Raw genomic sequence first — 13535 nt, forward strand, 5'->3', positions numbered from 1 at the left:
GTGCTGACTCATTTTTCTCATCGCAGAAGAGGGGCGGCGAACCGCCCGGTCATGGGTCAATCCTGACGTTTATCTTCCGTCTGGGTATCGAAGTCGCTCGCTGAATGGCGCTCATGCAGCTGCTCGTTCAGCTCGCCGTTGGTGCGGTTAACAATGCGCCCGCGTTTAACGGCCGGGCGATTCGCCACATCTTTTGCCCAGCGCTGCACGTTGGTGTACTTCCCGGCGTCGAGGAATTCGGCGGCGTTGTAGACGCTGCCCAGCGCCACACAGCCAAACCACGGCCAGATCGCCATATCGGCGATGGTATATTCCTCACCCGCTACATAACGACCGCGCCCCAGCTGCTTGTCCAGCACGTCGAACAGGCGTTTAGCTTCCATGGTGAAGCGATCGATAGCGTACTCAATCTTCACCGGCGCGTAGTTATAGAAGTGGCCAAAACCGCCGCCGAGGAACGGGGCCGCGCCCTGTAACCAGAACAGCCAGTTCAGGGTTTCCGTTCGTCCTGCCGGATCTTTTGGCAGGAAGTGACCAAATTTCTCGGCCAGATAGAGCAGGATATTGCCGGATTCAAAGACGCGCGTCGGCGGGGTGGTGGAGTGGTCACGCAGTGCCGGGATCTTCGAGTTCGGGTTCACGTCGACAAAACCGCTGGAGAACTGATCGCCCTCACCGATGCGGATTAACCATGCGTCGTATTCCGCGCCCGTCACGCCCAGCGCCAGCAGCTCTTCCAGCATGATGGTAACTTTCTGTCCATTCGGCGTACCCAGAGAGTACAGCTGGAGCGGGTGCTCGCCCACAGGCAGCTCTTTCTCGTGCGTAGCGCCCGAGACGGGACGGTTGATATTGGCGAACGCGCCGCCGTTATTCTGTTTCCATTCCCACACTTTCGGTGGCTGATAGGTGTTATCTGACATGTTGGCCTGCCTTTTTGGTGTTGTGTTGAGGCAGTGTAGCAGGAGATAGGGGAACCGTTTAACGATGCGAGCGTAATGGGCAGGGCGGGTGTATGATAACGCCACCTCTGTCAGTTAATTACAACGTGCAGACGACGACAACCCCACAAAAAAATTGCCGCCTGCCTGTTTTAGGTTGGACACATGCGTAAAGGAACGTTAAGCAGTGACGCACCCTTCGGGACGTTATTAGGCTATGCGCCGGGTGGCGTGGCGATTTACTCTTCAAATTACGGCAGTCTCGATCCGCGGCACTATCCGGAAGACGCGGAATTCCGCAGCTATATCGGCAACGAATACATGGGCCATAAATGGCAGTGCGTTGAGTTTGCGCGCCGTTTCCTGTTTCTCAACCACGGGTTTGTCTTTACCGACGTCGGGATGGCGTGGGAGATCTTCTCCCTGCGTTTTTTACGCCAGGTGGTGAATGACAACATCCTGCCGCTACAGGCCTTTGCTAATGGCTCGAAGCGCGCGCCGCAGGCCGGTGCATTGCTCATCTGGCAAAAGGGCGGTGAATTTCAAGAGACCGGCCACGTCGCCGTCATCACCCAGTTGCTGGACGACAGAGTGCGCATTGCCGAGCAGAACGTTATTCACTCTCCGCTGCCGATGGGGCAGCAGTGGACGCGCGAGCTGCGTCTGAGCGTTGAGAACGGTTGCTATACGCTTCATGATACGTTCAGCGATACCGAGATCCTCGGCTGGATGATCCAGACGGAGGAGACGGAACACAGTATTCCTCAGCCGGAGATCGACGGTGAGCTGCTGAAAATCAGCGGCGCGCGGTTGAAGAACAACCGTCAGTTCGACGGAAAATGGCTCAATGAAAACGACGCCCTGCAACAGGCGTACATTCGCGCGAACGGCCACGTTATTAACAACGATCCCTGCCAGTACTTCACCATTACCGAAAGTGCCGAGCAGGAGCTGATCAAAGCCACCAACGAACTGCACCTGATGTACCTTCATGCCACCGACAAGGTGCTGAAAGACGACAGCTTACTCGCGCTTTTCGACATCCCGAAAATTCTCTGGCCGCGTCTGCGCCTCTCCTGGCAGTGGCGTCGTCACCATATGATCACCGGTCGTATGGATTTCTGCATGGATGAGCGCGGCATCAAGGTTTACGAGTACAACGCGGACTCCGCCTCCTGCCATACCGAGGGCGGGCTGATTCTTGAAGAGTGGGTGAAAAACGGCTATCGCGGCACCGGCCACAATCCGGCGGAAGGCTTGCTGGAGGAGCTGACCGGCGCCTGGAAGCACAGCCACGCGCGGCCGTTCGTCCATATCATGCAGGACAACGATATCGAAGAGGATTACCACGCGCTCTTTATTCAGCGCTCGCTGATCCAGGCCGGGTTTGAAACCAAAATCCTGCATGGACTGGGCGCGCTGAGCTGGGATGCCGCCGGGCAACTGATTGATGATGAAGGCCGTCACGTCAACTGCGTATGGAAAACCTGGGCGTGGGAAACGGCGATCGAGCAGATCCGCGAGGTGAGCGAAACCGAGTACGCCGCCGTGCCCATCCGTACCGGTCACCCGCAAGGTGAAGTGCGCCTGATTGACGTCCTGCTGCGCCCGGAAGTGCTGGTCTTTGAACCGCTGTGGACGGTGATCCCAGGTAACAAGGCGATCCTGCCGGTGCTGTGGCAGCTGTTCCCGAACCACCGTTACCTGCTGGATACCGATTTTGAGGTGAATGCGCTGCTGAAACGGACAGGCTATGCCGTTAAACCGATAGCCGGACGCTGCGGGAGCAATATCGATCTGATCGGCGCCCAGGATCAACTGCTGGACCAGTCCAGCGGCAAGTTTGTTGACCGCAAAAATATCTACCAGCAGCTATGGTGCCTGCCAAAGGTTGACGGCAGATACATACAGGTCTGCACCTTTACCGTGGGCGGAAACTATGGCGGAACCTGTCTGCGTGGGGATGACTCGCTGGTGGTGAAGAAAGAGAGCGATATTGAACCGCTGATTGTGGTGAAGGATAAATAACGTCTCCCTGTTATAAAAAAGCCCCCGCAGGGTATGCTGCGGGGGCTTTTTATTACTCTTCTTCCTCGACCTGCTGCTCGCTGATCTTCAGATCAATGATCCGGCCGATCTGGTCATGATAGACCGTCAGCAGGTTGTACTGGCTCATCTCGGACATAATTTGCGGCGTGACGTTAAAACTTTGGGCAAGCTCGTCATGGCGCAACATTTGCGGATGACACCGCCTCACATGCGCGCGGCGGCGATTGTACTGATACCACAGGATCAGCAGCCAGCCGTTGAACGCGGCAATCAGCAGATAAACCAGCACTGTATTAAAGGAGGCGATAATCACGCTCCAGCGGTGATCGCTCGCCTCGGTTAACTGCATCCACAGCCTGGCATACAGGAAAAACAGGAATCCTCCCCAGGCTATCAGCGTTAATGCGGCATCGAAAAGACGCGGTGCCAGCCGATGTTCAGTCAAAATTAACGTATTCTCGTTCATTGAATGCTCCCTTTTCCCCGGTCCGGACTGATCCAGCGCGCGCGGGCGCGTTTACGTTTAAGCATGACTTTCGGAAATGCCACGAGGGTGGTAAACAGGCCAATCATCCAGTACACCATCGGGAACCAAATCACCCAGAACAGCGAGCCTGCCACTTTCCGCTCGTAGCGCCGCTCGATATACAAACTGACGAGGAATTGCAGCAGGCACATCACCCCCAGCAGCAGCCCGGTAAACGCCGGGGGAAACAGGCTCGCAACGGCCAGGTTCGTGGGAAGAGGGATAATATGGCTAAGAATGAACAACACCACGGTCGCTCCATAGGCAAACGCCCACAGCGTTGACAGCGCGTACTCGAGAAACAGGGGCCACATCCGATGATGCTCCCAGCGGGCCATTTTGCGCAGGTTAACCAGAAACACCTCTGCACCGCCCTGAGCCCAGCGCAGACGCTGTTTCCACAGCCCCTTGAGCGTCTCCGGCATCAGGATCCAGCACAGCGCCCGCGGCTCGAAAAAAATATCCCAGTGGCGCAGCTGAAGCTTCCAGCTTATGTCAATGTCCTCTGTGATCATATCCGGGCTCCAGTACCCTACATCCGCCAGCGCCTGTCGGCGAAAGGCGGCGATGACGCCGGAAACCGTAAAGACCCGGCCATAGATCCGCTGCGTTCGCTTGATAAGACCAATAATGGAAGAAAACTCGCCCACCTGAATACGACCAATCAGCGTTGAGCGCGTGCGAATACGCGGATTTCCGGTGACGGCCCCAACGTGGGGATACTGAATCAGCGGTGCCACCAGATACGCCGCGGTGTCGCGGTCGAGCAGGGCGTCGCCGTCAATGCAGACCAGCAGATCGCCCCTGGCCGCCGCAGCGCCGGCCTTGAGCGCCACGGCTTTCCCCTGGTTCTCCGCGAGATTAATTACCCGCAGGCGCGGCTGCTCCCGCGCCAGCTGTTGCAGTACCTCCGCCGTGTTATCAGAAGAACCGTCGTTGATGGCGATAACCTCAACATTCCAGTACCGCTGACCCAGCGCGGCGCTAATGGTCTCCCGTGCGTTGCGTTCCTCATTAAAGCAGGGAATAAGAATCGAGATTAACGGTTCACCGGCTAAGGCGGGCGCGGGTGTTGCGTTATCCCACGACCAGTGCCGTTCAAGCTGAAACCAGAAATAGAGGCCGCCGGTTACCCAGAGCACGGACATAAACAGCGGCCAGAAAAAGACAAAGTCCAGAATCAGTTCGCCGGTAAACAGCGCGGCTACGCCTAACGGCAACCCGAATACCAGACACAAAATAGAGAAGGCGATAATGCGATCAGTCATTGTCAGGATACCAGTACGAAGAAAATTCAGGCCTGATACGCGAAATATCAGGTTGGTTGTTGAGGAAGTCGTCGGGGTAATAACCGTAATTTTTGATGCCGTTCAGCTGGAGCACCTGCATCCACTCCACCAGACGTTCATCGGCTACGGCACGCTGCGGTTTCTGCGCCCAGTCCCTGGCCTGTAGCTCAAAAATCGTTTTATTCAGCGCGCCGGGGCGTGCGGCGACGGCGTTGACTAAACGCGTCAGCCAGGCATTGCTCTCTTCTGCCGGGACGGACTCCATCAGTGGCATTGCCATCGGCACCGTCCAGTCGTAGGCCGACAGAAAATCATCCAGATTTTGCGCAAACCACGCTTCGCTTTCGGGCTGCAGAATGGGGAGGGCGAACATATTGCGCGCGGTCTTGATCTGCGGGCCACGGATGTTTTTCACCGCCTGGCTCAGCGTGCGGGTAAAGCCGATAAGCTGCTGGCTCTTCTGCCGGGTCGTCTCCTGTCCGGCATCATCAACGTCCGTCAGCACCGCGTCGTCATGGAACAAGATCCCGTTGAAGCTGGCATAGCGGGCCAGATCTTCATAGATCTCCGTCACCTGTTGGCGAACCTGTGGACTCCAGGGGGAGAGCCGGATATAGGGCTCGGCGGCCACGGTCAACTCTCCCGTTTGACGATCCCGGCGCTGCACGCGCGGCAGGGCTGGACTGAGATCGAAAGAGAGGACCGGCATCCACGCAAAGACTTTCACTCCCGCGCGGGTTTGTAGCTGCCAGGCGACAAAATTAAAGAGATCGGCCCGGACCGGAAGCCGGCGGTTGGGGAAATAGAGCGCGCCGATCCTGCCGTCGCCCCGCGGATCCGAAAACGCCTGGAGAAACACATGGCTGATTTTCATGTCGTAGACCCGCTGGACGAGTTTGTTGATGTTTTTCGTCTGCTGGGTCGGATCGGGATCGTAGACATAATCGAGATCAACATGCATGACGCGCACCGGGTCAAACTCCTGAACGCGGCTAACCGTGTTGGCAAAGGTTTTTATCGACGGATTTCCGGCAATCAGCAGGCGCGGGATGTTGCCGAGGTCGCGCACGTTTGCCAGCCCGTCCTCCAGGGTAAAGGCCAGCTGATAGCCCTGTTTCTGGGCGATAGCGAGCGATGTACCGTTGGCAGCCCCATAGGGCCACACCCAGGCACGCGGCGCTTTTCCCGTCACCTGGGTGATTTTTTCGGTGACTTTCCGTACGTCTGCGGCGATCCGCTGGTTGAAGTGTTCATCGGTTTCGTAATGCCCCGTCGCGTTATCGAAAAAACGGTTGGCGATAGCGGGTTCACGGCTTCCCTGCGGGTTGGCCGGGATGCCGTAATGCGAGGCCCAGGTATGCGAGCCAATTTCAACCAGCGGGGAGCGGCTTAACTCGCGCACCATGTCCCATGTCGCGAACCGATCGCGGGGCGTCATCAGACCGCCGAAGTTAACTTTTTGATTTGCCGGCGTATCCACCCAGCTGCCCACCGGCGCCCACAGCGCAGGAACGTTCCAGGCCTGAAGCAGGGGCCAAACGCGGGTGTAAAAGCTGCTGTAGCCGTCGTCGAAGCTGAGCAAAACGGCTTTCGGCGGCAGCGTTTTTTTTCCTTCATGCGCATCCAGAATGTCCTGCACGCTGATGGCGTGATAGCCGTTGTGCAAAAGCCAGCTTATCTGCTCGTTTAACGCGCTGGTGCGAACGGAGAGGTAGCGCTGATCGGCAGCATCATCTTCGACGTCGTGGTAGGCCAGGACCAGAAACTGATTCTCCGGCCAGGGTTTGCTGGCCTCCAGCTGCGGCCTCTCTTCAGGAGCCATAAAGGAGAGCGGCTGCGCGCAGAGACTCGCGCTGAGGCAGAGCCAGCCGATGACGATCAGGCTTACAGAAAAACGTGTATTCAGCATATTCATCCTTAAAAGCGTAAAGTCGCATCTAACGTGACGGAGAGATTACTCTCGCGTTTGCCGTCGTAAGGGCGTTTATCCCAGTTCAGCATCACGCCAGTATCGACAACGTTGTTCCACTGAATGCGTTGCCCGTAACCCAGCAGGGTAATGGCGCCAGGCGACTGATTTTTCTGCCAGTAGCTGCCGCCGCCTGCCACGAACTGCTGGTTCCAGAGGGTGTCGTAGTGGCGGTACATCTCATGGTCAACGGACAGGGCTGCCGTCACGGACAGATCCCGTGCCGGGTTGTAATAGAGCGTATTCCGCAGGCTGTTTTTACTGGCGGCGATCCCCGGTTCGAGATCCAGCGTCAGGGTCGGGGTCTGCCAGAGACGCTCTTTCCCAGAGAGGGTGTATTCCTGACGGCGGTTGTGGTCTGAGAAGCGGCTGACGGCGGCGTTGAACTGGTATTCACGTCGCTCGTTTTGATACCAGCGCACCCCACCTTCACCCCGGTTGGCGCTGATCCCATTGCGTAATGCCCGTAAGGGTGTCGCGCGTGATAAGCGCTCGAGGCTACCGCTGACCTGCCAGTTATCACTCAGGCTGTAGGTTGTTGAGAGCCGTGCACCCGGCCTGTTTGTGCCGTGATAGCGGTTGCTGGAGAGCTCGGCTTCGAGCGTGAGGTCACGTGGGCGCCACTCAACGCCGCCCAACAGGTGGCGGCTGATGCCTTTACCTTCGTCGAAATTCCCCTGTGCATAGCGGGCGCCAGCAAATAGCCGCCAGTTATCCGCCACGGGTGGGCCATAGAGCGTGGCGTCCCAGCTCATGTCGTGGCTACCGCTGACGGGGTTATCTGAATGCAATCCTTTACCCGCGTTCAGACGCAGCTCTGACATATGGTGGACCGCTCTGAGCCTGTCCAGGCGACGGGCGCTGCGATCGGCGGGGGCGCGAGCAATTACGTCATCAGCCAGTAAATCCATCTGGCGCCACTCCTGAAGGTCCATTGCGACGTAAGCCTGCTGTTTTTCAAGCTCCAGATTCGTGGGTTCGAGCGCCTCTGCTCGTTTAAGCTTTTGCTCGGCCGCGCGCGGCAGGCCCCTGGCCTGAAGAAGGGCGGCATAATCAATCTGTAATCCCTGATTTCCCGGCGCCGTTGACGCCAGACGATACGACAGCTTTTCGGCTTCCGACAGGGCGTTGGTCGCCAGCAAATAGTTAAGTTTGAGTGACTGTCCGGTGAGCCACCTATCGTTCGGCTGAGCGGTCGGGGATCCGAAATCGTAGCGGGTCCAGGGAACGCTGCGGGTCTCGCGCTCAACGTAGCGGCGGGCGGCCTGATACTGCCCCGTATCCAGCCAGGCGTAGAAAAGCGCATGCTCCTCATCCTGCGGATCGGAGGCGTAGTGTGGATAGCGTTGTACAAGCGAGAAGGCGGCGACGGTGTTTTTCTCCTGCAAATATGCAGAGATCACCCAGCCGATGGCCCAGTCCGGCACCGGATGCTGTGCGGTCGTCAGCGCCTCATATTCGCTAATAACCTGCCGGTAATCACCCTGCGCATACAGCGCGCCAAGCCGATCGATACGGGCAAGGATGATGTCTTCAGCCGCCTGCGGTTCGTTTTGCCAGCGGGAAAGCAGGACGTGATAGCGATCTAATGCGTTTTGTGCCAGCCGCAGCCGCTCTTTCTCCGTTCTGCCAGGCACATCCGCCAGGCGTACCTTTTCAGCCGCGGCGTTACGCTCAAGGCGGCGACGCTCCGCGGGAGACATTGCTGCGCTTTGCGACAGCCAGAGTGCGGGCGTGCTTACCCGGTTATCCGTTAACGCATCGATCGTCTCGCGAAGAAGGGCGTTATTCCCTGGTGCGGCGTTTAGCGCGCGCATGTCCGCCAGCAGCCGGTCCCCGTTTTTTCCCTGGCGCATCCAGACATAGGAGAGCGTCTCAAGGTGCGCGGGAGAAGGATTGTCCTTAACCAGCTGCCGGGCTTTCGAAAGCGCGAGGCGATCTCTGCGGGCATCGGCCAGGGTCTTAACATAGCCGATGCGGTAATCGTCGTTATCCGGCGCAAGGCTGAGCGCCTCTTTCCACAGCGATAAGGCGGATGGCCAGGCTTTTTGGTTTCTTCTGGACTGGGCGACAGCAGCGATGGCGCGAGCGGGCAGCGGCATATAAATACCATAACGCTGCCAGACTCGAATAACCTCATCATCGCGTCCTGCCCAGGAGGCTACCTGTAACCAGTCCGCAACCTGTCCAGGTGTTAAGGCATGCTGTTGCTCATAGCGCTGTAGGTAATCAAGAAACAGAGCGTAATTACCGTTACGTGCCTGTTGTATCTGATGCTCATAAACGGATTCATCAGCCTGAACCAGAACAGGAAAGAGTAAAAGCAGGAACAATAATATTGTGGTGCGATAAAAGAATAACGTAGTGAAGCTAAGCGATCTTTCCATATCTATTTGCCATTTGTTTATCGTGAATCCATTGCATAACACGGCCGCCTTTTAACTCTGCGTTAAAGGGCATAAAGGAGAACATTAAATCTGAATGATGCTACGTTATGGGGTACTTACTTAAAGGTAATTATGCGCCCTCATCTCAGTGGTCTGATTGGGCTTAATGTACACCCGATGTGTTGGGGGATAAATAAGTTGAAAAGCGGCTGGGAGGTTTTGAGATAATTCTGGAAGAAGTAAGTTTTTTAGATAATTCAGTGCAGGATTATTCTTTTTAACTGATTGATATTAAATGTTTTTTCTTTTGCTGCTTGCAGTTTTTTTATATTTGAAATGAAGTTCTGCTGAGTTAATTAAAGTACTTTCCGGTGCATGTTTGGGAAGTTTCATGACAAAAATTCTTAATGTTCAGAGAAGTGACTTTTCTGAAATTCTTTTTTATTTATAATTAACGCCAGGCATTGAGTGATAGTCTACAAAAAGTCTAGCTCACCAATGTCATATTGAGGGATGATCAAAGCCAGAAAACATTTGCCGTTAATGTAAAGCGCTATAAACGAAAGCGTCCTTGTTTCTTAAGAGGCGGGCTTGCTTTAATCTAAAAGGGATGATTAGTGGCGACTTCAATAGTGTTAGTGACTCAGGATTGTTTCCTTGTCAGGGGGATGCGGCTATTTTTCCCGGATATAATTTGCCTCTGTTCGATAGACAGAAACATATTTGATACCGACGCAAATGAATATACTGTACTGATTGATAGCCGTACGCCGCTCCGTTTATATGATTACCTGATACGCCATCCGGCCAGAACGAGAAAAACCATCTGCTGCGTTATGCTGGATATGCGCCCTCGAGAGGAGGATCTGCACAGTATGAAGCTGTTTATGAACACGTCGCTTACGCCTCCGGATATGGCGTCGTTATTCAATCTGGTGCTTGATATGAAAGGCTGGCGTCTGACAACCAAATGGCTGCTTAACTTACGGCTGAGTAGACATGAAGCGATAATGCTCCGGTTGCTGAAGGCAGGGAGGTCAATGGAAGAGATTGCAGATAAGCTGAATATGTCGGTTAAAAGCCTCTATCGCAAGCGAACGGCGCTATCGGAGCGGTTAGGGGCAGGGAACTTCAACGAGGCGTGTTTGTTTATCTTCAAAAACAAACTGCTGGACGCGGCTGGGAACGATCCCTAGCTTCGTCAGAAGCCAAAAGCACAAACCCGCCACGAGGGCGGGTTCTTTTAATGGAAATAATTCAGAACGACCAGCGCAGATTGGCGTTCACCGAGTTGACGCGGGTATCCGCACCATATTGTCCCTGATAACCCACATCCAGCGTCGCAGCACGCGACAGCTGTACGCTCACGCCGATATCACCCACCATTACGTCCTCATCCACGGCTTGCCCCTGAGTAATGAACGCGTCGCTGCCCGCAAACGCCATGCGCGAAGAGGTATTTTTATCGCCATAAGCGTGCTGCCATCCCAATGAACCGTAGAGGTTAACGTTCTTCGGCAGCTCGGTCACACCGCGCACCCCGAGTGTGGAATAGAAGGTGTTCATCGTTTCGTTACGGACGCTCAGCGCAGCGGCACCGCCGTCTTCCCTGAAGCTGTCGGTATGCAGCCGGATGTACGATAAATTGACGAACGGCTCAATATTCCTGTCTGGCTGGCCGAAACGGTAGCCCGCTTCGGTAAACGCCAGCAGCGAGTTAGCGTCGTAATCTGACTTCAGCCGATCCGAGAAGCCGCTGAAATCAACATTGCGCTCGCCCTCGATCTTGTGCCAGGTGTAACCCAGCGCGCCGCGAAGGGAGAACGCATCCTGTTGACCCGCCGCATACAGGCCAAGGTGATAGTTGTCGGTATCCGTTGAGGAGCGACGGCTGTCGACGTCGTAATCACCCCGGCTGTAGCCGAAGTAGCCGCCGACACGCACGTTATGATCCGCCAGCTTGCGATCTGCCCCCAGCAGGAAGCCGGTGGTGTTGCCGTCCAGCTTGCCCACGTTTCCGTCGCCGCTGTTTCGGCTCCAGGAGCTGAAGGTCTGGCCCCAGACGCCATTGTTTTGCGGCTCCGGCTGCTGCACCAGCGACATGGCTAACGGTGGGATCGGCAGGCTGTCGTTATCAAACGCGCGCTGCATACGCTGGTTTAACACGTTAAACACCTGCGTGCTGCCAGCGATCAGGTTGGACTGCATTGATGGATAAACTTCGCCAGACAGCTGGTTGAACGCCTCGCGCGCTTCCGGCGCGCTCAGCAGCAACAGCGAGTTATACAGCGCCAGCGACGGGCCACTTTGCGTCAGCGTGGAGAGCGCGCCAGCGGTATTCCACTGGTTGCTGCTTTGGGCCACGGTCTGGAAAATGCCCGGCTTGCCGCTGCCCGGGTTTTCGCCGCCAGGATTCTCACCGCCCGGGTTTTCACCTCCGGGGTTTTCACCGCCCGGGTTCTCGCCTCCGGGATTCTCACCGCCAGGGTTTTCGCCTCCGGGGTTTTCTCCTCCAGGATTCTCGCCACCGGTTTCTTTCTGCGCGATGGTCAGATCGACGGCGTTGGTGCTTTGCTCAAGCGCCACGTCCAGGAAGGCGGATTTGGAAATCGCTCCGGCGAACTCACCGTCAATTCCCCCGTCGGAGGTCAAAATGCGGTAGCTTTGGCCCGTTTTATAGCTGGTTTGCGGATCCAGCGCGGTGACCTGTACCTTAGCCCGATCGCTGATGGTGGTTTTGCCCGATACCAGTAGCTGGTCGCTGCTGCCATCGCCCGCGATATCCACGTCATAGAAGGATTCGCCGATAAAGTTCAGATAGCGTTTCAGCGTCAACGTACCGATATTGCCGTCGCCAGGCGAGATATGCCCGCCAGACAGGATCTCGGTCTGGCCCAGCGTGCCGTTGCCGCCCAGCGTGCCGCCGGACTTGATTGACGCGGCGCTGCTGTAACCGACCCCGTCGCTGACGTCTGAACCCGCCGTCGCGTTGAGGATCAGCGTACCGCCGTTCTCGGCGCTAAGCGTCTGAACATCAAAAATATCGTCTTCTGGCTGGGTATTAATATTGCTGGCAATGATAACTTTACCGCCCCGCGCGGTTACGTTCGCCTTGAGTGCGGAAAGATCGCCGTTCAGCGTCGTTTGCCCGGAGGTGTTGATCACATCACCTTCACCGCTCATCGTGTTGCTGAAGATGTAATTTCCGTCGGTATGGTTGAAGTAGACATAGCTGCCGAACAGTCCGCCACGCAGGCTGATTGCCGTCTTCGCATCGAGGGTACCTGCGCCGCCCGCCGTGCCAGGTGTTGGCTCAGTTAAACCCGTGCCGGTGTCCATATTGCCGCGGCTGCCGATGATGAGCGCACCCCGGTTCGAGCCGGAACCCGATGTCCCCACGATCAGCGCATTGCTGCCAGCGGAAAATGAACCGCCGTCAATCACAGACAGCACGCCATTGCCGTAATCGCCCACGCTCACGCTGCTGCCGCTGGTAAAGCGCGAGTCCTTGCCCGCAATAACCAACTCGGCGGTTTTCCCTGCGCCGGAGACGCCTGCCACCTGCACGCCGCCAACGTTAACCGCTCCGCCGTCCAGTACGTCCAGGTCGCCATAAAGCGTCAACGTACGGCCAACGTTCCACTGTGAGCCACTCCCCGTGACGGTGGCTTTCGGGCTCAGCGTGTCGGTTTCACCCGGCCCGGTACCATTCCCGATGCGCGCATCGTAGGCGGTATTGAGCGCCGCGCCGTCTTCAATCGCCAGCGTGGAGCGTGCGCCCAGATCGGTGCCTACGCTCAGAAAATTACTGGTCACGCGAGAGCCGGCACCCGTGGCGATAAGGTGGCTGTCGTAGCCCCGGGTGGTGCCGACAACAATCTCCTTTGCGCTCGCCAGCGCGCCCTCTTCGACTCGCAGGGTGCCGAGGCCAAGATTCAGGTCGCCGCGCAGGACGTACCGATCGTTCACCGCGTTAAGCTCAGCGTCTGGCCCACGGACCGTGACCACGCTTTCATAAATTTTGCCGTCGAACAGCCGACCGATATTGATGTTATAGGCGGTGATTTTGCCATTATCGATCAGCAGGTTTCCGCGTTGATTACGTCCAACATAAACATCTCCGGTGTAACCCAGCGTTTCGGTAATACGCGAGTCGCCATCAAAAAAGGCATCGGCTGCACGCGCGATATCGGCAGGTAAAAACAGTAACAGCGGCGCGGAAAATAGAGCGAGGTAAAGTCTGGAAAGCGGCGTCTTAACCGCTAAAGCATGCGATGTAGAGTTATTCACGGGCTATCTCCGTACTCATTAGCGTGATGTCTGGAAAATCGTTTTTATGAAAACTCAGATACGTCAGAAAATGTAAAAGGCGTT

The 13535-nt window shown here is 56.4% G+C and carries 8 protein-coding genes; 2 read left to right on the top strand and 6 right to left on the bottom strand.

Features of this window, described 5'->3' with window-relative positions; genetic code table 11:
• Window positions 1-56 precede the first annotated feature (56 nt).
• Entirely contained in the window at window positions 57-923 is an 867-nt protein-coding gene (yghU, locus tag ACNQ0T_RS04150) for a glutathione-dependent disulfide-bond oxidoreductase (protein ID WP_023298592.1), read from the bottom strand.
• 183 nt (window positions 924-1106) lie between these two features.
• Between yghU and gss the strand changes: the two genes are divergently transcribed.
• A complete protein-coding gene (gene gss / locus ACNQ0T_RS04155; protein WP_063850065.1) occupies window positions 1107-2969 on the top strand; it encodes a bifunctional glutathionylspermidine amidase/synthase in 1863 nt (620 codons plus the stop codon).
• A 52-nt stretch (window positions 2970-3021) separates the two neighbouring features.
• On the opposite strand, the gene pgaD is transcribed toward gss, so the two are convergent.
• From pgaD to pgaA, 4 genes are read right to left on the bottom strand one after another with little or no spacing between them, the layout of a single operon-like run.
• Window positions 3022-3456, bottom strand: a complete 435-nt coding sequence (gene pgaD, locus ACNQ0T_RS04160; protein ID WP_417929645.1) for a poly-beta-1,6-N-acetyl-D-glucosamine biosynthesis protein PgaD — start codon at window positions 3454-3456, stop codon at window positions 3022-3024.
• Window positions 3453-4784 (bottom strand): poly-beta-1,6-N-acetyl-D-glucosamine synthase, encoded by a 1332-nt coding sequence (pgaC, locus tag ACNQ0T_RS04165; RefSeq protein ID WP_417929647.1) that lies wholly within the window; start codon window positions 4782-4784, stop codon window positions 3453-3455. The genes pgaD and pgaC overlap by 4 nt, the downstream gene beginning before the upstream one ends.
• Window positions 4777-6714, bottom strand: a complete 1938-nt coding sequence (gene pgaB / locus ACNQ0T_RS04170; protein ID WP_154051593.1) for a poly-beta-1,6-N-acetyl-D-glucosamine N-deacetylase PgaB — start codon at window positions 6712-6714, stop codon at window positions 4777-4779. Before pgaB ends, pgaC begins: the two co-directional genes overlap by 8 nt.
• 8 nt (window positions 6715-6722) lie before the next feature.
• A complete protein-coding gene (gene pgaA / locus ACNQ0T_RS04175; RefSeq protein WP_417929649.1) occupies window positions 6723-9161 on the bottom strand; it encodes a poly-beta-1,6 N-acetyl-D-glucosamine export porin PgaA in 2439 nt (812 codons plus the stop codon).
• Window positions 9162-9829: 668 nt separating this feature from the next.
• Between pgaA and ACNQ0T_RS04180 the strand changes: the two genes are divergently transcribed.
• Window positions 9830-10357, top strand: coding sequence for a helix-turn-helix transcriptional regulator (locus ACNQ0T_RS04180; protein WP_045308383.1), 528 nt, complete (start codon window positions 9830-9832; stop codon window positions 10355-10357).
• 61 nt (window positions 10358-10418) lie between these two features.
• On the opposite strand, the gene ACNQ0T_RS04185 is transcribed toward ACNQ0T_RS04180, so the two are convergent.
• Window positions 10419-13451, bottom strand: coding sequence for an autotransporter domain-containing protein (locus ACNQ0T_RS04185; RefSeq protein WP_417929652.1), 3033 nt, complete (start codon window positions 13449-13451; stop codon window positions 10419-10421).
• Window positions 13452-13535 lie beyond the last annotated feature (84 nt).

The organism is Enterobacter cloacae complex sp.6700776, assembly GCF_048284255.1.
GTDB classification, from domain to species: domain Bacteria; phylum Pseudomonadota; class Gammaproteobacteria; order Enterobacterales; family Enterobacteriaceae; genus Enterobacter; species Enterobacter intestinihominis.

What these genes read in the sequence shown, in the direction of transcription:
- yghU (WP_023298592.1), bottom strand. Translation starts at nt 923, where the DNA reads ATGTCAGATAACACCTATCAGCCACCGAAAGTGTGGGAATGGAAACAG.
- gss (WP_063850065.1), top strand. Translation starts at nt 1,107, where the DNA reads ATGCGTAAAGGAACGTTAAGCAGTGACGCACCCTTCGGGACGTTATTA.
- pgaD (WP_417929645.1), bottom strand. Translation starts at nt 3,456, where the DNA reads ATGAACGAGAATACGTTAATTTTGACTGAACATCGGCTGGCACCGCGT.
- pgaC (WP_417929647.1), bottom strand. Translation starts at nt 4,784, where the DNA reads ATGACTGATCGCATTATCGCCTTCTCTATTTTGTGTCTGGTATTCGGG.
- pgaB (WP_154051593.1), bottom strand. Translation starts at nt 6,714, where the DNA reads ATGCTGAATACACGTTTTTCTGTAAGCCTGATCGTCATCGGCTGGCTC.
- pgaA (WP_417929649.1), bottom strand. Translation starts at nt 9,161, where the DNA reads ATGGAAAGATCGCTTAGCTTCACTACGTTATTCTTTTATCGCACCACA.
- ACNQ0T_RS04180 (WP_045308383.1), top strand. Translation starts at nt 9,830, where the DNA reads ATGCGGCTATTTTTCCCGGATATAATTTGCCTCTGTTCGATAGACAGA.